General features: G+C 72.2%; 17 protein-coding genes and 1 pseudogene. 4 read left to right on the forward strand and 14 right to left on the reverse strand.

Going from position 1 to position 19,413, the window contains the following annotated elements; translation table 11 throughout:
- Nucleotides 1–69: 69 nt before the first annotated feature.
- The 4 genes from ACIBBD_RS22545 to ACIBBD_RS22560 all read right to left on the reverse strand — a co-directional run bounded on the left by ACIBBD_RS22545 (nt 70) and on the right by ACIBBD_RS22560 (nt 5,036).
- Nucleotides 70–243 carry a hypothetical protein gene (locus ACIBBD_RS22545; RefSeq protein ID WP_399421314.1) on the reverse strand — a complete coding sequence of 58 codons (174 nt, stop codon included), beginning with the start codon at nt 241–243 and terminating at the stop codon, nt 70–72.
- Nucleotides 244–566: 323 nt separating this feature from the next.
- A complete protein-coding gene (locus ACIBBD_RS22550) occupies nt 567–1,955 on the reverse strand; it encodes an amidohydrolase (protein WP_399421265.1) in 1,389 nt (462 codons plus the stop codon).
- Nucleotides 1,956–2,143: 188 nt separating this feature from the next.
- Nucleotides 2,144–4,024 (reverse strand): FUSC family protein, encoded by a 1,881-nt coding sequence (locus tag ACIBBD_RS22555; protein ID WP_399421266.1) that lies wholly within the window; start codon nt 4,022–4,024, stop codon nt 2,144–2,146.
- A 235-nt stretch (nt 4,025–4,259) separates the two neighbouring features.
- Nucleotides 4,260–5,036 (reverse strand): nucleotidyltransferase domain-containing protein, encoded by a 777-nt coding sequence (locus ACIBBD_RS22560; RefSeq protein ID WP_399421267.1) that lies wholly within the window; start codon nt 5,034–5,036, stop codon nt 4,260–4,262.
- A 384-nt stretch (nt 5,037–5,420) separates the two neighbouring features.
- On the opposite strand from ACIBBD_RS22560, the gene ACIBBD_RS22565 reads away from it, so the two are divergent.
- The gene (locus ACIBBD_RS22565) at nt 5,421–6,197 is read left to right on the forward strand and encodes a hypothetical protein (RefSeq protein WP_399421268.1); all 777 of its coding nucleotides are present in this window, start codon (nt 5,421–5,423) and stop codon (nt 6,195–6,197) included.
- Nucleotides 6,198–6,308: 111 nt separating this feature from the next.
- On the opposite strand, the pseudogene ACIBBD_RS22570 reads toward ACIBBD_RS22565, so the two are convergent.
- Nucleotides 6,309–6,473, reverse strand: a pseudogene (locus tag ACIBBD_RS22570) (Asp/Glu/hydantoin racemase); the annotation flags it as partial.
- 282 nt (nt 6,474–6,755) lie between these two features.
- Here ACIBBD_RS22570 and ACIBBD_RS22575 point away from each other — a divergent pair.
- Nucleotides 6,756–8,234, forward strand: coding sequence for a LamG domain-containing protein (locus ACIBBD_RS22575; RefSeq protein ID WP_399421269.1), 1,479 nt, complete (start codon nt 6,756–6,758; stop codon nt 8,232–8,234).
- 216 nt (nt 8,235–8,450) lie between these two features.
- On the opposite strand, the gene ACIBBD_RS22580 is transcribed toward ACIBBD_RS22575, so the two are convergent.
- From ACIBBD_RS22580 to ACIBBD_RS22595, 4 genes are all read right to left on the reverse strand, one after another.
- A complete protein-coding gene (locus ACIBBD_RS22580; protein WP_399421270.1) occupies nt 8,451–9,146 on the reverse strand; it encodes a uracil-DNA glycosylase in 696 nt (231 codons plus the stop codon).
- A gap of 149 nt (nt 9,147–9,295) precedes the next feature.
- Nucleotides 9,296–9,778: a DoxX family protein gene (locus ACIBBD_RS22585; RefSeq protein ID WP_399421271.1), complete on the reverse strand. Its 483-nt coding sequence runs from the start codon at nt 9,776–9,778 to the stop codon at nt 9,296–9,298.
- A 157-nt stretch (nt 9,779–9,935) separates the two neighbouring features.
- A complete protein-coding gene (locus ACIBBD_RS22590) occupies nt 9,936–10,619 on the reverse strand; it encodes a class I SAM-dependent methyltransferase (RefSeq protein ID WP_399421272.1) in 684 nt (227 codons plus the stop codon).
- 229 nt (nt 10,620–10,848) lie between these two features.
- Complete coding sequence (locus tag ACIBBD_RS22595) at nt 10,849–11,748, reverse strand: acyltransferase domain-containing protein (RefSeq protein WP_399421273.1); 900 nt, start codon at nt 11,746–11,748, stop codon at nt 10,849–10,851.
- Nucleotides 11,749–11,845: 97 nt separating this feature from the next.
- On the opposite strand from ACIBBD_RS22595, the gene ACIBBD_RS22600 reads away from it, so the two are divergent.
- On the forward strand, nt 11,846–12,109 hold the full coding sequence (locus ACIBBD_RS22600; RefSeq protein ID WP_399421274.1) for a DUF6343 family protein: 264 nt from the start codon (nt 11,846–11,848) through the stop codon (nt 12,107–12,109).
- Nucleotides 12,110–12,126: 17 nt separating this feature from the next.
- On the opposite strand, the gene ACIBBD_RS22605 is transcribed toward ACIBBD_RS22600, so the two are convergent.
- The 5 genes from ACIBBD_RS22605 to rpsA all read right to left on the reverse strand — a co-directional run bounded on the left by ACIBBD_RS22605 (nt 12,127) and on the right by rpsA (nt 18,145).
- Nucleotides 12,127–12,507, reverse strand: a complete 381-nt coding sequence (locus ACIBBD_RS22605; protein WP_399421275.1) for a tetratricopeptide repeat protein — start codon at nt 12,505–12,507, stop codon at nt 12,127–12,129.
- A 50-nt stretch (nt 12,508–12,557) separates the two neighbouring features.
- Nucleotides 12,558–13,232, reverse strand: a complete 675-nt coding sequence (coaE, locus tag ACIBBD_RS22610; protein WP_399421276.1) for a dephospho-CoA kinase — start codon at nt 13,230–13,232, stop codon at nt 12,558–12,560.
- Between the two features lie 155 nt (nt 13,233–13,387).
- Nucleotides 13,388–14,326 carry a PAC2 family protein gene (locus ACIBBD_RS22615; RefSeq protein WP_399421277.1) on the reverse strand — a complete coding sequence of 313 codons (939 nt, stop codon included), beginning with the start codon at nt 14,324–14,326 and terminating at the stop codon, nt 13,388–13,390.
- A 134-nt stretch (nt 14,327–14,460) separates the two neighbouring features.
- A complete protein-coding gene (locus ACIBBD_RS22620; protein ID WP_399421312.1) occupies nt 14,461–15,987 on the reverse strand; it encodes a flavin monoamine oxidase family protein in 1,527 nt (508 codons plus the stop codon).
- Nucleotides 15,988–16,648: 661 nt separating this feature from the next.
- A complete protein-coding gene (rpsA, locus tag ACIBBD_RS22625; RefSeq protein ID WP_062142840.1) occupies nt 16,649–18,145 on the reverse strand; it encodes a 30S ribosomal protein S1 in 1,497 nt (498 codons plus the stop codon).
- Nucleotides 18,146–18,441: 296 nt separating this feature from the next.
- Here rpsA and ACIBBD_RS22630 point away from each other — a divergent pair, with 296 nt between their 5' ends.
- Nucleotides 18,442–19,368, forward strand: a complete 927-nt coding sequence (locus ACIBBD_RS22630) for a class I SAM-dependent methyltransferase (RefSeq protein WP_399421278.1) — start codon at nt 18,442–18,444, stop codon at nt 19,366–19,368.
- The last annotated feature ends 45 nt before the right edge of the window (nt 19,369–19,413 follow it).

Here is a 19,413-nt window from a genome sequence, read left to right on the forward strand (position 1 = left end):
CACGTCAGTCAGCCCGTGGTGTCGGCGCCACTCCCGTCGGTGGCGTCGGCCCGTGGCGTCGGCGCGACGTCAGTCCGTGGCGTCGGCGCCCCGGACGATCACCAGGAACGTGTCCGTGGCCAGGTCCATGACCACCTCGGCGGGCAGCCCTTCCATGCGTCGCGCGTGCGCGAACTCCTCGGCGGGCCACGACCCGCGGGGACCGCCTGCGGAAAAGCGTTCGAGCACTGTTCGCCCGTTCACCATCTCGCACCTCCAGAAGCGTTGTACTTGTAGGAGTTAACGCTTCCCGGCCGTCGACCGCCTCTCCCGGTGACGGTACTGAGACGTAGTTGACACGGATTCAGTGCGGAGGGTGAGGATCCGGTCACCTCCTGAACATGAAAGCCACGCTCCGCGTCAGAAGTCGTACTCGTCGTGACAGCGGCCGGGCACACTGCCCGCACCCGCCCCGGGACCGGACGCGCGCCCGTTGGGTTCCTCCCCCTCCAGTGCGGCGGTCCGTTCGGGGTGGCTGCCGGGACCCGAGGGGGAACTCATCGCCGTCGTGCGGCTTTCTTCGCGCCTCAGGTGTCGTACTCCTGGATGCGGCGGCCGTGGCCGCGGTCCAGGAGACCGGGCATGCGCTCCCCCATCTCACGGACGACCGCCGGGACATCGACGGTGAGCAGCTCGCGGTCGCGCATGAGGATCCGTCCGTCGACGATCGTGGTGCGTACGTCGCAGGAGCGGGCGCTGTGGACGAGGGTCGCGGCGAGGTCGTGCACGGGCTGGGTGTGCGGGCCGGTGAGGTCGACGAGGATGATGTCGGCGCGCCGGCCGGGCGCGATGCCGCCGATCCGGTCCTCCAGTCCGAGGGCTCGCGCGCTCTGCAGGGTCGCGTGGTGCAGTGCCTGCCGGGAGGTCAGCCAGCGGGGGTCGCCCTCGGTGGACTTCTGGATCAGGGCGGTGAGCGCCATGGACTCCCACACGTCGAGGGAGTTGTTGGAGGCGGCGCCGTCGGTGGCGAGTCCGACGGGGACGCCGATCTCGCGCAGGGCCCGGATCGGGGTGGTGGTGGGCCAGGCGAACTTGAGGTAGCCGCGGGGGGCGCTCGCCACGGCCGTACGGCCACGCGCGCGTGCGAGGACGGGCAGGTCGCGTTCCAGGATCCCGGTGCCGTGGGCGATCAGGACGTCGGTGTCGAGGATTCCGGTGCGTTCCAGGACCTCGATGGGGGTGACGCCGTGCCGGGCGAGGCTGGTGTCGGCCTGGTCGCGGTTCTCGGAGGCGTGCAGGTGGACGGGGAGGCCGTGGGCGAGGGCGAGTTCCGCGGTGGCGGCGAGGTCGGCGTCGGTCACCGTGTAGGGGGCGTGCGGGGCGAGGGCGGTGGTGATACGGCCGTCGGCGCCCCCACGGTGCCGGAGCGCGAACTCCAGCGACGCCTCACGCCCGCGGTCGCCCTGCGAGGAGAAGTAGGCCTGTCCCAGATGGGCCCGGATACCGCACTCCGCCACGACGGCGGCGACCGCGTCCATGGCGAAGTAGTGGTCGGCGAAGCAGGTGACCCCGCCGCGGATCATCTCGGCGCAGGCGAGCCGCGCGCCCAGCTCGACGTCCCTGTCGGTGAGGTTGGACTCGACCGGCCAGACGACGTCGTTGAACCACTCCTCGGTGGGCAGGTCCTCGGCGAGGCCGCGCAGGGCGACCATCGGCGCGTGCGTGTGGCAGTTGACCAGTCCGGGCATCGCGACCTGGCCGCGGGCGTCGAGCCGTTCGGCCGCCGGGAGGCCGGCGGCCTCGGCGGCACGGGTGACGGCGTCGACACGTCCGTCGCGTACGACGACGGCGGCGTCCTCCAGGAAGCCGACGCGCCCGTCGCCGCCGACGACGTCGTGCACGAGCACGGTGCAGCCGGTGATGACCAGGTCGGCGGCCGGAGCAGACGTCGGGGCGGGCGTCCGGGAGGGCGTCATCACGTCACCGTACGACGCGGTGGCCGGGTCGCGTGGGCCGTGGCGCGGATCGAACCCGCGGGACCTGTCGGCCCGGTCGGCCCCGTCGGCCTTCTCGACTCCGGCGGCTCCTCCGGCTCCTTCTGCCGTCGGCTCCTTCAGTCCTGTTCTGCCGTCGGCTCCTTCAGTCCTGTCGGCACCCGCGGGCGCTACACGGCGACGGCTCCCCGGGGCAGCTGTCTCGGGAGTTCCACCAGCTCCTGGTGTGCGGCCAGTTCCTCGAGCAGCTCGGTGAGGCGCCGGCTGTGCCGGTGGCCGAGCCGTCCGGTGTCGTCGAGGTGGACGGCGCAGGCGGTGGTGGTGTCGACGAGGCGTTCGAGGAGGGTGGCGACCTCGTCGGTGCCCTCGGTGTGCCGGGCGAGGGCGGGCAGTTCGGCGGCGGCGAGGGAGATGGCGGTACGGGCCTCGGCGAGGGTCCGGTAGGCCTCGCGGCGCAGGGTCCAGCGGGCGGCACGGTCCTCGGAGCCGTCGAGGACGTGGACAAGGTAGGCGTGCGCGGCGGTCACGGCCGCGGCGAGCCGGGCGCGCACGTGCCCGCCGCGCTCCCCCGGCATCGGCAGATGCCCGACGATCAGCACGATCGCGCAGGCCAGCAGCGTCTCCCCGATCCGGCTGACGGAGGCCTGCGGCTCCCCGCCGACCATCACGAGGGCCAGGACGAGGACGGTGACGACGGCGGTCTGGGCGGCGAAGTGCCGGGTGGAGACGGGGATGAGCGCCCCGCACACGGCGACCAGTGCCACGAGCCCTTCCGGCCGGGGCAGCACGGCGGCGAAGCCCGCGAAGATCAGCGCCCCGAGCACGGTCCCCGCGGCCCGGCACAACACCCGGGACACCAGTGGCCCGAGGTCGGGCTTGACCAGGAACACGGCGGTGGCGGGCAGCCAGTACCAGTGCGTGTGCTGCCCGTACCAGTGGGAGTGGTGCAGGGCCTGCGCGATGGCGGCGCTGGCCCCGAAGCAGAGGCCGACCCGCATCCCGTACTCCCGGCCGCCGACCCCGAGGGCCCTGCGCAGTACGTCCCCGGCGCTGCGCCGACGTGTGTGCAGGTCGCCCCCGCCGCCGTGGTCGAAGGCGTCGGCGGCCCGCAACAGCGCGTCGTCGAGGGCGCGCAGCGCGGGCGCCGACCGCGAGGGCGCGGGCAGCGGCCCGGTGCGCGCGTTCTCCCGTACGGCGGCGGCGAGTCGCCGGGGCCCTTCGGACGCCCGCTCCGAGACGGGCTCCCCGGCCCAGGCGAGGGCGGTCGCGGCCTCGGCGAGGGGCAGCGCGGCGGCGTACTGCGCGTGCAGCCGCCGTTCGGCCGTGGAACTGGCGTAGCGCCGCAGGCGCGGCCCGGCGAGGGCGTCCTGCGCGTGGTCGAGGGCGGCGGTAAGGGCCGCGCGGCGGGCGGTCGCGTCATCGGTGCCCACGGCGTCGAGCAGACGGGCGACGGCTTCGTACACGTCGGCGACGGCGGCCCGTTCCCCGTCGAAGCGGAAGTCGCCGGCCAGTGCGCCGGGCGTGGGCAGGGCGAGCCGCAGGACGAGGAGCCAGCCGGCCCCGGCGAGGAAGGCGAGGGCGCGCACCCAGCCGCTCTCGGGAAGCGGCATGCCGGCCCCGACCGCCGCGGCGACGAGCAGTTGCGTCCCGGCGCCCGAGGCGACGGGTCCGATGGCGCTCATACCGCCGGCGAGCAGCCCGAGCCCGGTGAGCACGAGGCTCAGCGCCACGGCTCCCAGGTGGTCCCCCGCGTAGGTGCCGACGAGCAGACCGCCCGCTCCCGCGAGGGCGGGCGCCCCGAGCCTCCTGACGGAGGCCCGTCGGCTGCCGGGCCGGTCATTGATGCCGGCGAGCATGGCGGCGATCGCGGCGAGGACTCCCAGGGAGACGCGGTCGACGAGCACGGCGAGCAGCAGCAGCGGCCCGGCGGCCAGCGCCCCGCGCACGACCGCACTCCACGGAACCGGCCCGCGCTGCGCCCGCAGGGCGTGGGCGAGCCAGGGCGGCAGAGCGGTGGCTGTGCGAACGGCAACGGCGGAACGCGGGGACACGGAGCTCCTGTCGGGACGAGGGCGGGGGTGTGCCTTCGGGCGACGGCGGCCGGGGCTGTGCGGTGCGTGCTGTGACGGTGTGCTGGTGGTGCTGTGATGTGTCTCCACGGTACGGGCGGATCCTGGAGGACTCGGGACGATTGCGTTTCGGCGAGGTGACACTTCGCCGGAATGTCGCGTTCTTTATGAACGCAACTTCTCGGGTGCCCGAAAGCGGCACCGGGGAACGCTCCGCCTACGGCGCGGTGCCCGCCGCCTCCACCGTCTCCTCGAAGAGCACCCGGGCGCGTTCGAGGGCCTGCGTCACGCTCCCGCGGCCGAGCTCCGCGAGGATGTCGTCGACGCCCCTCAGACCGGCCCGTTCCAGGAGCCGCTTCTCGTTCGTCACCCACTCGCCGCGCGCGGCGAGCACGGCGTGCCCGGTCTGCGCGGCGGCGACGGCCAGGGCGCCCGCGGCCTCCGTGCGCCGGTCGTGAGGCGCGTGGTGGGCGGCGGCGTAGGCGAGGGTGGTGCCGGCGGTGCCGTACCAGCGTTCGCAGGCGGTCCGGCGCAGCTTGCCGGGGTAGGAGGACGGTCGGGGCAGGTCGCCGCGCAGGACGCGGTTGATCGCCAGCTCGGCGACGACGAGGTAGCTCGGGATCCCCGCGAGGTGGAACATCAGCGGCTCCACCCGGAAGCGTCCTTCCTGCGCCTCCGCCCACTCGTGCTCCACCACGTCGAGGTCGCGGTAGTGGACGTCGACGCGCCGCCCGTCGATCGTCAGCCAGGCGCCCCCGTTGAAGACGCCGCCGCCCCAGCCGCCGACCTCGGAGACCTCACCCTGCCAGCCGAGGGCGCGCAGATCGGCGGGGTCGAAGGGGCCGCGATAGTACACGGCCAGGTCCCAGTCGCTGCCGTCCTGCTCCGTGCCCTGGGCCCGGGAGCCGCCGAGGGCGACGGCTCGGACGGTGGGCAGGGCCGCGAGGCGGTCGGCGGTGGCGGCGAGGAAGTCGGCGTCGGTGAGGGCGGGCACGGTCGCAGCGTACGGAGCCGTGGGGGCGCGCCTCCACGTGATTTCGGACCGGCGCGGGGCGATTGTCAGTGGTGCGCGTTATCAATGAACTTGTCACGCAGCGTAACGACGGGGGAGGTCGTGATGACGGCGCGGAAGAGGCGGCGCGAGAGGGAGCACGAGGACGAGGACGAGGACGAACTCGAGGTCAGGGGCGGGGCGGGACGCGGGAAGGAGCCCAGGAGGAAGAGCGCGACGGAACGCGGGAAAGAGCCCAGGGGCAAGAACGCGACCGGACGCGGGAAAGAGCCCAGGGGCAAGAACGCGACCGGACGCGGGAAAGAGCCCGACGGGAAGTCCCCGACAGGGCGCGGGAAAGAACACCGGAAGAAGCAGGAGGGCCGGATGAGGGCCGGAGTCGGAGCTGAGCAGGCGGTCCGCGAGGGCGGTGACGACGCGCAGGCGTCCCGCACGCACCTGTCCGCGGCCGGTCTGCGCGCCCGGGGATGGACCGCCGGCATGGTGCGGCAGCTGCTCGGCGAGCCCGACCTGCTCGGCGTCAACCCGCATGTCGGCTCGGCCCCGCGGACCCGCCTCTACCGGGTCGAACGGGTCGAGGCCGCCGAGCGCAGTGACGAGTTCCGGGCTGTGGCCGCGGCTGCCGCGCGTCGGTCCGGTGCGGCGAAGGAGGCCGACCGGCGCAGACGGCGGGAGGTGCTGGCACGCATCGCGGCGGAGCCCGTCGACGTGCCGCGGCTGGCACCGGACAGACTGGCGGCCCTGGCGGCCGAGCACCGCCGCCGCCAGGACGCGGAACGGGGACAGCAAGGGCGATGGGACCCTCCCGCGACGGACCCTGCCGTCACGGTCGAGGGAGCCGGCGCCGATGTCGACACCGGCACGCTCCAGCGGTGGAAGGTCGACTATCTGCGTCATCGTCTGGCCCGCTACGACGACGTCCTCGAGGAGTGGTACGGGCGCACGGGGCGGGCGGCGGCGGAGGAACTGCTGCGGCGCAGGGTCTACGCGGCCATCGCCGAGGCGTACCCCGATCTGGCACAGGAGTGCGCACGCCAGCTCGGTGCACGGGAGGGGGGTTCACCGCAGGCGGGACAGCGCGGGACGGGAGTCCGGCAGGACCAGGCCGGCCACCCCTCCGCGTCCCTACGCTCCGCCCACTGAAGGACGAACAAGCTCTGTGGTGGAGCCCCGTACAGCCGCCCGAGCGGGTGACTGCGGATTTCACCGGGCCCGGCGGCGGTGCGCACGGGGGGCCCGGGCGCGGGGGACGCATCACCCCGCCGGAGGACTCCAGTCCCGCCGCTTCGGCACCGGTCGCGCGAAGCTGCCCACGCGGCTGGTCCGCAGCCCCAATCCCACCAGCGCCTCCGCCGGCTTCACCGCCGCCCCCACCCCGTCGACCACCGGAAGCCCCAGCTTCTCCCCCACCGCCCGCTCTCCGTCATGGAACCGGTCGACGGCCGTCTGCGCCGGCTCACCCGACAGAACGAGGAGCGGACCCAACCATTCACCGAGCAGCGCGAGTTGTACGAGGCGATCACCTCGGGCGACCGCGATCGGGCCCGCGCCCACGCCCTGCGCCACAATCCAGGCCAACTACCGCTCCACCGTGCGCCACCTTTTCGGGGAGCCTTCCGACCACCCGTCCGCCTAGACTCTCCCGACCCTTCGGACACCTGTCCGATGGCACGGCCGAGAACCAGGACGGAGAAGACCAACATGGTCAGCAGACGTGGGCTGTTGGGCGGAGCGGCACTCGTGGGGGCGGGCGCGATGACCGGGGTGCTGGGCGGCGCGGGTGCCGCCGCGGCCGACGCCCCGCTGGACACCCCGTTCACACCCGTCGGCGCACCGCACCTCGCGGAAGCCGAACGCATGGTGCAGTACCAGCGGCTGCTCGCGGCCGGCTACCTGACCGGCGGCCTGGCCGGACACTGGCCGCTGGACGGATCCGGCGCCGACCGCTCCGGGCGGGGCCGGCCCGTCACCCTCGGCTCCGGCACCACCTGGACGACCCTGCGGGCCGGCGGCGAACTGAGTCTCGACGGCACCTCCGGCGCCTACGCCACCACCGCCTCCGTCCTGGACACCACGGCCCCCTTCACCGTCTCCGCCTGGGTACGGCTGTCCGACAGCACCACCAGCCCGGCCGACCCGGCCACCATGTACACCGCCGTCAGCCAGGACGGCACCACCTGCAGCCGCTTCCTGCTGCAGTACGACGACACTGCCGGCACCTGGGCGTTCAAGGTCCGCAGCGAGGACCAGAGCGTCAAGATCTCCGCCCTCGCCACCACCACCCCCACGAGGGGCCGCTGGACCCACCTGACCGGCGTGTGGGACGGCACCCGCATCCACCTCTACGTCGACGGCGCACTGGAAGGCAGCGCCGACGCCACCCTGTCGTGGGCCGCCACCCAGGGCTTCAACATAGGCCGCGCACGCTGGGACGGCGCCTACGTCAACCGCTTCAAGGGCGCCATCGACGACGTCCGCGCCTACGCCCGCGCCCTCACCGCGGACGAGGTCTCCCTGATCAGCGGTCTGACGGCCCGGCTCAACAACGTCTACCTGATCGGCTCCCCGTCGACCGTCACCTGGGGCACGCCCGACGACCCGGCGAGCTGGATCGCGCAGGCCCGCTGCTCGTCCTTCCTCACCTGGGTGCTGAAGCACACCTACGGCTGGGCCACCGACGCCTACTTCACCCAGTACTTCCAGGACCGCATCCCCGAGGCCGCCGACTACCGGCAGGCCTTCACCAACGGCACCGCCGGCCCGCACTTCCAGCGGATCCACAAGGTCACCGACCTCCAGCCGGGCGACCTGATCTCCGTGGACTACATGGGCCAGGTCGAGAACAACACCGGCCACATCGTCATGGTCCGCGAGGTCAAGGGCGTCTTCAGCGGCGTCGCGGACTTCACCGGCGAAACCCAGTACGCCGTCGAGGTCGTCGACTGCACCGCCGAACCGCACGGCGTGTACGCGCTGACCAACTACCCCAAGTATCCCGACACCCGCATGGTCAGCCTCGTGAAGGAAGAGAACCTCGAAGGCGTCGGCATCGGCCACATGATGTTCTACGCCTCCGACACCACCGGCGAGTTCTCCCGCTACCGGTGGAGCGTCAACACCGCCAAGACCGCCGCCCACCCCGTGGCGGACCGGCCGATCGCCGCGGCCCGGATCGTCTGAGGGTCAGCGGTCAGGACGGGGCGGCGGGACGGCGGCGACGGGCGGCGGGACGGCGGCGACCGGCCGGCGGCAGGACGGTGACAGCGGCGGTCCGGCGGCGACGGCGGGACTCGGCACCTGACCGTGGCAGCGGCAGGACGCGGCAACCGTACGATGGCAGCGGCGGACGGCGACGGCGACCGGGCACCTACCAGGTCGGCGGCAGCGACCGGGCGGTCACGGCAGTCCCGCCGCTGCCGCCGCCGTCCGCAGCACCTCCCGCAGCATCTCGGGCGTGAGCCGCCCGGTGAAGGTGTTGCGCTGACTGACGTGGAAGCAGCCGAAGAGGTCGAGGCCGTCGAGCGGCACCCGCACCCCGTGCGCGAAGACGGGCCGCGGACGGGGAACCGCCCAGCCGGCCTCGGCGAGCGCGGGCAGCGCCGCCTGCCAGCCGAAGGCGCCCAGCACGACGACCGCCCGCAGCGTCGGCCGCAGCAGCCGCAACTCCTGGACGAGCCAGGGACGGCAGGTGTCCCGCTCCTGCGGGGTGGGCTTGTTGGCCGGCGGCGCGCAGTGGACGGGCGCGGTGACCCGCACGCCGTGCAGGACGAGACCGTCGTCGGCCGACACCGCGGTCGGCTGCGAGGCCAGCCCCACGTCGTACAACGCCTGGTACAGCACGTCACCGGAACGGTCGCCGGTGAACATACGGCCGGTCCGGTTGCCGCCGTGCGCGGCCGGCGCGAGCCCGACGATCAGCAGACGTGCGTCGGACGGACCGAAGCCGGGCACCGGCCGCCCCCAGTACGTCCAGTCGGCGAAGGCCGCCCGCTTCGTCCGGGCCACCTCCTCACGCCAGGCCACCAGCCGGGGACAGGCCCGGCAGCCCGCGACACGCCGGTCGAGGGCGGTGAGGGCATGTGCGGCGTCCATGGGTCCACCGTAAGGCCGGGCGGGGCCGGTGCGGGGCTGCACGGGAGGACGTCGGCCCCCCGCACAACCCCGCACCGGCCCCGCGGCGCCTGCCCGGCATGACGGCCCTGTACGGCGACCCGAACCGTCACGGTACGGCCGCCGACCGGTCACGCCCGTCGCCGCACCAGCCGCAGCAGCTCCGCCGTGGAGCCCCGCCGCGCCCAGGCGATCAGAGTCAGCGGGACGATCAGGATGAGCGGTGTCGCCGCGTTCTGCCCGTCGAAGACGACGACCTGGACCACGAACGCGCCGACCATCAGCGCGCCCAGCCCCACCGCCGCCACCGACTGCAGCACCGGCACCAGCAGGGCGATCGCGCCGGCCAGTTCGAGGACGCCGATCGCGTACATGCCGGCGCTGCCCCAGCCCATCCTGTCGAAGCCCTCGGACGCCGACGGGTGCGCGATCAGCTTCGGCAGCGCGCTCGCGATCCCGTAGAACAGGGCCAGCACGATCTGCAGCCCCCGCAGGGCGATCCGGGCGCGGCGCCCCCGAACGGTCGCGGACTCGGCGACGACCGCGCCGGAGGACGAGAGGGAAGCGGAGGCACCGGAAGCGGCGGGGGCGACGGAAGCCGTGGTCTCGGACATGGAGGTCTCCTGGGCGATGTGGTCCGGGATGGTGTCGAAGAGGTAGACCGCGCCCCGGCGCCGAACTCATCGACTCACGACCGCATTTCTCACGCCTCCCCCACCGCCTTCGGGGGCCCTCCCCCCCTCCCCCGCCCCCTCCCTCCCCAACCCCCGCCTACTCCCCCACCGCCACCGCCCGCACCCACGTCCGGTCTTCCGTCAGATACCGGTCCACGCTCAGGCCCGCCTCCGCCAGTGCCTGCTCGAACTGTTCCTCGGTCAGCGGCCGGGCGCGGAACGTGTGGGTCCACACTGCGTCGGGGAACTCGTACTCCGCGCGCACCGCGTTGACCCCGTCGCCGACCGGGGTCGCGGACACGATCCGTACTGTGTGGCCGCTCGGGTCGACGCGCTCGCGCGGCACGTTGGTGTGGTAGTCCTCCCCTTCTCGCTGGATGAGCACGCACCCGTCCTTCGTGACGTGCCGGGCGCATGCGCGCAGCATGCGCTGCCGGACGCCGATGTCCCCGGTGTGCACGAGGAACGACGCGAGCATCACCACGTCGAAGGTCTCGCCCAGGTCGAGGTCCTCGATGGGGCTGCGTATCGTGCGCGCTCCGCGTATGCGCTCGAGCATCTCGGCGGACTCGTCCACGGCGGTGACCGTGAACCCGCGGGCCAGGAGGGCGTGGGTGACGCGGCCCACGCCGCTGCCCAGCTCCAGGATGTGTGCGCCGGCGGGCACCGCGGCGGAGATGACGTCCGGCTCGGTGCCCACCGGCAGGCGGGCGTAGAGCTCGACGGCGCAGCCGTCGGGGGTGATCGCGCCGGGTCCCGTGCCGTCGTAGCCCTCTCGCATGTCTGGTGTCATGTCCGTCCAACGGGCGGGCTGGGGAGGGGCGTTCCGTGTCGCTGTCGGTTCACTCGTTCGAGCTATGCCATGGGCGTTCGACCGGTGTCGTGATCCGGCCCGCGGTGTCGAGGTCGACCTCGAGCGCGTTGCCGCCGGGCAGGTCGGCGGTGTTTCCCTGGCCGGGCTGTTTCCCTGTTACGGGCCGCTGTTCCGGCCGCGGCCCACGCGCCGGCGGCTACAAGGCGAACCAGCCGCTCCTGACGTACCAGTGGCCGCCGGCCCGCAGGTGGTCCACGACGGCGCGTTCCAGGACGGTGCGGCGCGGCAGCCGGTCCAGTGGGACGTCGGTGGTGCCGAAGACGAAGCGCACGGGCGTCATGTCCTCCGGTTCGTCGGGGACGTGGCTGATGGTGAACCGGTCCTGGAAGCGGATGATGTTGGAGTCGTCCGGCAGGTACCGCTTCAGCTGCGGGTCGAGCAGCCACGAGCCGCAGGTGGCCACCGTGTAGGGCTCCTCGGGGTAGTGCCGGGCGAAGAAGTCCCGTGCCCGCGCGAGCGAGCGGTCGCAGGCGTCCGGTGACAGGGGTCCCATGAAGTCGGGGATGTGCAGGGCGAGGGCTGGATCACCGGGTGCGGGGGTGTGCCCGGCCGCCGTGGAGGAGTCACTCGTCCGGCGTCCGACGTGGCCCCGCTGGAACTGCAGTCGGCCCAGTTGGTAGAGCTCCCCGTGGAGGTGCAGCGACAGCCATCGCGGGGAGAGCAGTCCGCCCGTGCCGTGCCAGCGGCGGTGCCAGGCGACGCCCCGCCCGATGTCGGCGAGGGTGCGCCGGGAGATGTCGTCGGGGATGCCCCGCTCCCGGTGGTGGGCCCGCACGTACGGCAGGGCGGCGACGCAGACGTAGAGCGGGAAGTAGCGCTCGAGTACGGCCGAGGCCCCCGGGGGCTGCGGGATGTCGACCGTCCCGCGGATCTCGCCCATTCCGTCGACGAGGTCCGCCACGGTCTCTTCGAGGAACCGCCGTGTGTGCGGATCGCCCGCCACGTGGCGGCTGAGCCGTACGGGTTCGTCGATGTCCTGGTGCGGTACTCCGAGGTCAAGGAGCACCTCGGCCAGTTCGTCACGGTCCGGCAGCACGGGTTCGAACCTCTCTTCGGTCGACGGCTCTGGTGAGGAACGTCCAGTCGAGGAACGTCCGGGCCGGAGAGTACGTTTCAGGTGGGAGTGATGTCCGATGCGTACGGGCAGTGAGCCGAGGACAGCGCGCAGTGCTCTGAGGATGCGTCTCTGGCTGAGCGTGTGGGGGCTGGCCTGGGCGGTTTTCGGGACGGTAGCGTTCGCGCTCGCCGGGCGGCCGGGCTGGGCCGTGGCCTGTGGGGTGCTGTGGCTGGTGATCACCGTGGATGTGGTGGTGGTGCTTCGGCACATCCGGCAGGGGCCTCACTATCAGCCCGGCCGGGACGTTCCGCCGTACCGGCCGCCCGACCGCGGCCCGTGAGCCGGGGGCGTGCTTCGTCAGGCGTCGAAGCGCGCCGCTTTGAGGTACTGCGGGTTCGGGTCCAGCGCGGCCGCCAGGCGGAAGTGGCGTTTGGCCTGGTCGCCGCGGCCCTGCCGCTCGTAGGTGCGGGCCAGTGCGAAGTGCGCGAACGCGTTGTCCGGTTCGCGCTCCAGGACGATGGTGAATTCCAGCTCGGCGGGCCGCAGTTGCGCGGCGGCGAAGAAGGCACGGGCGCGCAGCAGGCGGGCGGCGGTGTTCTCGGGGTGTGCGGCGATGACACCGTCGAGGAGTTTCACCGCGCCCCGCGGGTCCCGTGCGGCGAGCAGCTGCTCCGCGGCACGGAAGTCGATGACGTGCGTCTCCGGAGTGCGTCCGGTCGGACCGCTGGTATCGGGCACGGAAAATTCCTTCCCTCGCTGCACGCGTTCAACGCGCGAAGCGGGGGCCGCTATTCCTGGGGCCGTCCGCCGGGCTCCCCCCGTGGCGGCTCCTGGGCCTCCGGCGACGGCTGGGGGGACTGCCGTCGCGCGGCCGCCCGGCGTGCCAGGTCGGCCCATACGTCCTTGACGCGTCTGTGCAGGTCCGCCAGGGGTACGTCGTTGTCGATCACGATGTCCGCGATCTCCCGGCGTTGCTCTCGGGTCGCCTGGGCGGCCATGCGGGCGCGCGCGTCCTCCTCGGTCATGCCGCGCAGTCGGACGAGCCGGTCCAGCTGGGTCTCGGGCGGGGCGTCGACGACGACCACGACGTCGTACAGGGGGGCGAGGCCGTTCTCGGTGAGGAGGGGGACGTCGTGGACGACGACGGCGTCCTCGGGCGCGGCGGCCTCCAGCTCACGGGAGCGGGCGCCGACGAGGGGGTGCACGATCGCGTTGAGGGCGGCGAGTCTCTCGGGGTCGGCGAAGACGATCGAGCCCAGCCGGGGCCGGTCGAGGCTGCCGTCCTCGGTGAGGACGTCGGGGCCGAAGGCGTCGGCGATCGCCGCGAGGCCGGGGGTTCCGGGTGCGACGACCTCGCGTGCGATGCGGTCCGCGTCGATCAGCACGGCGCCGCATTCGACGAGCAGCCGCGACACCTCGCTCTTGCCGGCGCCGATCCCGCCGGTCAGGCCCACCTTCAGCATGACGGGAAGCTTAGGGCCTGCCGGTGACAGCGCACCCGGCAGGCCCGCCGTCTCGCGGTGGCGGACCGGTGACCACCGTCCCCGAAGGGCTGCCCCCGGAGGGCTGCTCCACAGGCCTGCCTGGAGGGCTTCTCCCACAGGCCTGCCCGAAAGGCTCAGCCCTCTCCCTCCCGCTCCGCCAGGAACTTCTCGAACTCCCGGCCGATCTCGTCCGCCGACGGAATGTCCACCGGCTCGGCGAGCATGTTGCCGCGGGTCTCGGCGCCCGCGGCGGCGTCGTACTGGTGCTCCAGGCCCTGGACGAGGGCGGTGAGCTCCTCGTCACCCTCCTGGATCTGGCGGTCGATCTCGGTCTGCGTGCGGTGCGCGTCCGTGCGCAGGGCGTGCGCGATGCCGGGCAGGACGAGTCCGGTGGCGGCCGTGATGGCCTCCAGGACGGTCAGGGCCGCGTCCGGGTACGGGGAGCGGGCGATGTAGTGCGGGACGTGCGCGGCGACGCCCAGGACGTCGTGGCCGGCGTCCATGAGGCGGTATTCGACGAGTGCCTCGGCGCTGCCGGGGACCTGTGCCTCGTCGAAGGGGCTGCGGTGGCCGGGGACGAGGTCGGTGCGGTTGCCGTGCGGGGTGAGGCCCACGGGCCGGGTGTGCGGGACGCCCATGGGGATGCCGTGGAAGTTGACGGACAGGCGCACGCCGAGCCGCTCGACGATCTGCTGCACGGCCGCGGCGAAGCGCTCCCACTCCACGTCGGGCTCGGGTCCGGACAGCAGCAGGAAGGGTGCTCCGGTGGTGTCCTGGACGAGCCGTACCTCGAGGGCCGGATCCTCGTAGTCGGTCCATCGGTCGCGCTTGAACGTCAGCAGCGGGCGGCGGGCGCGGTAGTCCACCAGCCGGTCGTGGTCGAAGCGGGCGACGACCTGGTGGGGCAGCGCGTCGAGGAGCCGGTCGACGATCTGGTCGCCGGTTTCCCCCGCGTCGATGTATCCGTCGAAGTGGTAGAGCATGACAAGTCCGGCCGACTCCTGGGCGAGCGCCATGTCGACGACGGCCAGCCCCTTCGGCTCCCATGCGTACAAACCCTGCGGATCAAGCACTTGGACCGCTCCTCCTCGTGTTCGTACTGGACAACGCGCCGCGGGGCGTGGGCATTCCCGTGCCCACGCCCCTGATCAGGTGACTTCTCACGGCCTTCTGGTGGCTGCGGTCTCTTCTTAGGTGGCGGGTGATCTCAGGAGGCCAGCACGCGCGTGTGGAGCGCGGTGACCGCCTTGCGGGCGGAGGTGAACGCGCCGTGCTGCCAGGCGTCGGTGTAGCTGAGCCAGTCGCCGGCGAAGTGGACGCGTCCGGTGGGTTCGTTGAGCGGTTGGTAGCGCGGGGCGTCGGGTCCGCCCGGGGTGTTGTGCCAGGCCGCCTCGAGGTGGGGTGTCTGGCGCCAGTGGTGCGAGAAGGAGGAGGCCAGTTCGGTGCGGTACTTCTCGCCGTAGATCTTCACGCTGGCGGCCACCGCCCGTTCCTCGCGTCCCCTCGGTGTGAGTCCGGCGTAGGCGTCGGCGTCGGCGCCGTAGTTGTAGTAGCCGATGAGGATGCCGCGTTCGCCGTGGAAGCCGTGCGACGGGTGCCAGATGTGGGTGACGTCCTGGTCGGTCTCGGTGATGCCGCCGTAGACGCGGTGATCGGTCTCCCACCAGCGGGACCTGTACTCCAGGCCGATCTTGGCCGCGGAGGACGGGGTGATCGCCTCCAGCGCGCTCTGGACGCCGGGGCCCAGGTTGTGCGGGATCCTGGCGAGGATGTTGGGCGGGAGCGCGGCGACGCAGTAGTCGGCCTCGGCCTTCTTCGTGCGACCGCCCTGGGTGTAGGTGACGGTGACTCCGGTCCCCGTGTCGGTGATGCGGTCGACGACCGCTCCGGTGCGGATGCGGCGGGCGCCGACGGCGCGCGTGAGGGCCTGCGGTATCCGGTCCATGCCGCCGACGGGCTGGAACATCAGCATGGCCTGGTCGAATCCGAACTCGAAGGAGAAGTAGCGTCCGACGCCGCTGGCGAAGACCTCGGAGGCGGTGGGGACGTCGCCGAGCGGGACGCCCGGTGTGCCGGCGGCGGCGGGGACGGTGGTGTAGCCGCGGCGCTCGCCGCCCTCGTAGGCGAGGGTGTCGCCGAGTTCGCCCCAGTCCTTGAGGAACTCGATGAGCCGTTCCCGGTCCTCGGCCGTCAGCTCCTCGTCCAGGGCGCCCTTGTCGGTGGCTTTGGCGAGCAGCTCGGAGACGTGGCCGTAGACGTCGGCCTTGGCGGTGCGGTAACGCTGGGGGGCGGTCATGCCGGCCGATTCGTTGTAGAGGTACGCGTCGGCGTTGACGTTGGTGAAGACCTCGACGGGGACACCGAGTTCGCGGCAGTAGTCGAGGGTGACCATCCACTGGGGGATGCGTGCGGGGCCGGCGTTCATGTACTGGCCGTCGGCGAAACGGGCCGTCTGCCGGGTGCCGTGGAGGTCGGTGAGGGTGTCCCCGCCGCGCACGGTGAGGTTGCGTCCGCCGGTGCGGTCCCTGGCTTCGAGGACCGTACAGTCGTATCCGGCCTTGCCGAGTTCGTACGCGGCGGTGAGGCCGGCGATGCCGCCGCCGACGATGACGACCGTGGCGGCGGCGCGGCCGGTGAGGTGGAGGTCGCCGGCGCCAGGGGCGCGGAAGGGCTGCTCGCGTGGGGCCGCCTGGGCGGTGGGGGCGAGACCGAGGGCGCCCATGGTGGCGAACATCGTGCCGGCGCCGCCGGTGAGACCGACGTTGCGCAGAAACGTCCGCCGACTCGTTCCCGACCCGTACTGAGGCTGTGCCATGGCTGGACTCCCCTTTCGATCTTGAACGAAGACCGGGGAAGCCTGCCAGTGCCGCGTTACGGCCCGTCAGGTACTCGTGTATCCCACACGTTTCCACCGAGGTGACAGCGGTCCACTCGCGGGCTGGACACCCCTCTCTCGGGGGCGCGGGCCCCTGCCTAGGGGCGGCAGGCCGACCGGTCCAGGGACGCACACCCTTCTTCCAGAGCGGCAGACCGACCGACTCACAGACGCGGAACCCTCGCCCAGGGCAGCAGACCCACCGACTCACAGACGCGGAACCCTCGCCCAGAGCGGCAGACCGACCGACTCACGGAGGCGGAACCCTCTTCGAGGACGGCAAGGCGACCGACTCAGGGGCGCGGGGAACTGCGCGACCAGCCCCGACCGGCCCGCACCGGACGAACGGAGGACCGGAGGAACGGACAGCGGAGGGACGGACGAACGGAGCAACGGACGAACGGAGGAAGGCGAAGGGTCGAACGGTCGAACGGTCGAACGGGCCCAGGGCAACACCGAGGGCCCGCACCTCGAAAGGTGCGGGCCCTCAGGACTACCGGCTAAGCCTCAGCGGCAGCGATCAGCTCTGGCCGCCGGCCAGCTTCTCGCGCAGCGCGGCAAGCGCCTCGTCCGAGGCCAGCGCGCCGGAGGTGTCCGCACCCTCGGAGGAGTACGAGCCACCGCCCGCGGCCGGAGCCGCACCCGCAGCGTCCCCGCCCTCGGCCGCGGCAGCGGCGTCGGCCTCGCGGGACTTGATGACCTGCTGCTGGTGCTGCTCGAAGCGGGACTGCGCCTCGGCGTACTGGCGCTCCCACTCCTCGCGCTGCTTCTCGTAGCCCTCGAGCCAGTCGTTGGTCTCGGGGTCGAAGCCCTCGGGGTAGATGTAGTTGCCCTGGTCGTCGTAGGACGCGGCCATGCCGTACAGGGTCGGGTCGAACTCGACCGAGGCCGGGTCGGCACCGAAGGACTCGTTGGCCTGCTTCAGCGAGAGGCTGATGCGACGGCGCTCGAGGTCGATGTCGATGACCTTGACGAAGATCTCGTCGTTGACCTGGACGACCTGCTCCGGGATCTCCACGTGGCGCTCGGCCAGCTCGGAGATGTGGACCAGACCCTCGATGCCCTCGTCCACGCGGACGAACGCACCGAACGGAACCAGCTTCGTGACCTTGCCGGGCACGACCTGGCCGATCTGGTGGGTGCGGGCGAACTGCTGCCACGGGTCTTCCTGGGTCGCCTTCAGCGACAGGGAGACACGCTCGCGGTCCATGTCGACGTCGAGGACCTCGACCGTGACCTCCTGGCCGACCTCGACGACCTCGGAGGGGTGGTCGATGTGCTTCCAGGAGAGCTCGGAGACGTGGACCAGACCGTCGACGCCACCCAGGTCCACGAAGGCACCGAAGTTGACGATCGAGGAGACCACACCAGAGCGGACCTGACCCTTCTGCAGGGTCGTGAGGAACGTCTGGCGGACCTCGGACTGGGTCTGCTCCAGCCAGGCACGGCGGGACAGGACCACGTTGTTGCGGTTCTTGTCCAGCTCGATGATCTTCGCCTCGAGCTCCTTGCCCACGTAGGGCTGGAGGTCGCGGACACGACGCATCTCGACGAGAGAAGCCGGCAGGAAGCCACGGAGGCCGATGTCGAGGATGAGACCACCCTTGACGACCTCGATGACGGTACCGGTGACGATGCCGTCCTCTTCCTTGATCTTCTCGATGGTGCCCCAGGCACGCTCGTACTGGGCGCGCTTCTTCGAGAGGATCAGGCGGCCTTCCTTGTCCTCCTTCTGGAGGACCAGGGCCTCGATCTCGTCGCCGACGGCGACGACCTCGTTGGGGTCGACGTCGTGCTTGATCGAGAGCTCGCGGCTCGGGATGACACCTTCGGTCTTGTAACCGATGTCGAGCAGGACCTCGTCCCGGTCGACCTTCACGATGACGCCGTCGACGATGTCGCCGTCGTTGAAGTACTTGATCGTCTCGTCGATCGCTGCGAGGAATGCTTCCTCGTTACCGATGTCGTTGACCGCTACCTGCGGGGTGGTGGCGGTGGTCTCGGTGCTGCTCGTCATGTGGGAAAGGGCTCCGGTACGGACATTGAAGTCGTAGGTACTGCTTACGCCGGGAGCCCGTTTCGCTCTGCAGAAGCCGGACAGCCAAGGAAGCGCCCCACCGGCCGAAACCGGTATGGCGCCTCGACAACCGAGGGGACATACAACAGATGCGAGCGCAGCCTGCTACGTCTGAGGTGCGCAGGCCCGCAGCGCAACTTGTAGCATACGGGGGCAGCCGGGCAGGGTCAATGCGCGAAGGCGCACACCCGGGGCGGATCGCCGCAATCCCGGCACAAAACCTGCCTCCTGAGGCCATGCGGACCGCGGGAAGACCCGCGCGTGTCGCCTCGGTGGCACCGCCGGGGCGGGTTGCACGGAAGAGTACGACGAGGGAGCCCGTCATCCAAGAGCCCGTATCGACCCAGCCGGAGACCCAGCCGCAGGCCCAGCCGGAGCCGGAGGCCACCCGCCGCGACGCCGGCGTCACGGAGAGCGCCCGGGCCAACCGGGGCTGGTGGGACCGCAACGCGGACGAGTACCAGATCGAGCACGGCACGTTCCTCGGCGACGACCGCTTCGTGTGGTGTCCCGAGGGGCTGGACGAGGTGGAGGCCGAGCTGCTCGGCCCGGCGGAGGAGCTGAAGGGCCGGGACGTCCTGGAGATCGGCGCCGGCGCGGCCCAGTGCTCGCGCTGGCTGGCCGCCCAGGGCGCGCGCCCGGTCGCCCTGGACCTCTCCCACCGCCAGCTCCAGCACGCGCTGCGCATCGGCGGAACGTTTCCGCTGGTGTGCGCCGACGCGGCCGCGCTGCCCTTCGCGGACGCCTCCTTCGACCTGGCCTGCTCGGCGTACGGGGCGCTGCCCTTCGTCGCCGACCCGGTGCTGGTCCTGAAGGAGGTGCGGCGGGTGCTGCGCCCGGGCGGTCGTTTCGTCTTCTCGGTGACCCATCCGATCCGCTGGGCCTTCCCTGACGAGCCCGGGCCCGAGGGCCTGTCGGTCTCCGCCTCCTACTTCGACCGCACGCCCTACGTCGAGCAGGACGAGGAGGGCCGAGCGGTCTACGTCGAGCACCACCGCACCCTCGGCGACCGCGTCCGCGACGTCGTGGCGGCGGGTTTCCGCCTGATGGACCTGGTCGAGCCGGAGTGGCCGTCCTGGAACTCCGCGGAGTGGGGCGGCTGGTCCCCCCTGCGCGGGAACCTGATCCCGGGGACGGCGATCTTCGTGTGCGAGCGGGACTAGTCTCCGCTCCTTCCCGCCCGCGCCCACCCGCGCCCGCACGCGCGT

The sequence above is a fragment of the Streptomyces sp. NPDC051315 genome (genome assembly GCF_044455165.1).
Taxonomy (GTDB): Bacteria; Actinomycetota; Actinomycetes; order Streptomycetales; family Streptomycetaceae; genus Streptomyces.

Bases quoted from the DNA above. Each gene is read 5' to 3' on its own strand.
- ACIBBD_RS22550 (WP_399421265.1), bottom strand. From the start codon at position 1,955: ATGACGCCCTCCCGGACGCCCGCCCCGACGTCTGCTCCGGCCGCCGAC.
- ACIBBD_RS22565 (WP_399421268.1), top strand. From the start codon at position 5,421: ATGAGGGCCGGAGTCGGAGCTGAGCAGGCGGTCCGCGAGGGCGGTGAC.
- ACIBBD_RS22575 (WP_399421269.1), top strand. From the start codon at position 6,756: ATGGTCAGCAGACGTGGGCTGTTGGGCGGAGCGGCACTCGTGGGGGCG.
- ACIBBD_RS22580 (WP_399421270.1), bottom strand. From the start codon at position 9,146: ATGGACGCCGCACATGCCCTCACCGCCCTCGACCGGCGTGTCGCGGGC.
- ACIBBD_RS22585 (WP_399421271.1), bottom strand. From the start codon at position 9,778: ATGTCCGAGACCACGGCTTCCGTCGCCCCCGCCGCTTCCGGTGCCTCC.
- ACIBBD_RS22590 (WP_399421272.1), bottom strand. From the start codon at position 10,619: ATGCGAGAGGGCTACGACGGCACGGGACCCGGCGCGATCACCCCCGAC.
- ACIBBD_RS22600 (WP_399421274.1), top strand. From the start codon at position 11,846: ATGCGTACGGGCAGTGAGCCGAGGACAGCGCGCAGTGCTCTGAGGATG.
- coaE (WP_399421276.1), bottom strand. From the start codon at position 13,232: ATGCTGAAGGTGGGCCTGACCGGCGGGATCGGCGCCGGCAAGAGCGAG.
- ACIBBD_RS22620 (WP_399421312.1), bottom strand. From the start codon at position 15,987: ATGTTCGCCACCATGGGCGCCCTCGGTCTCGCCCCCACCGCCCAGGCG.
- rpsA (WP_062142840.1), bottom strand. From the start codon at position 18,145: ATGACGAGCAGCACCGAGACCACCGCCACCACCCCGCAGGTAGCGGTC.
- ACIBBD_RS22630 (WP_399421278.1), top strand. From the start codon at position 18,442: ATGCGGACCGCGGGAAGACCCGCGCGTGTCGCCTCGGTGGCACCGCCG.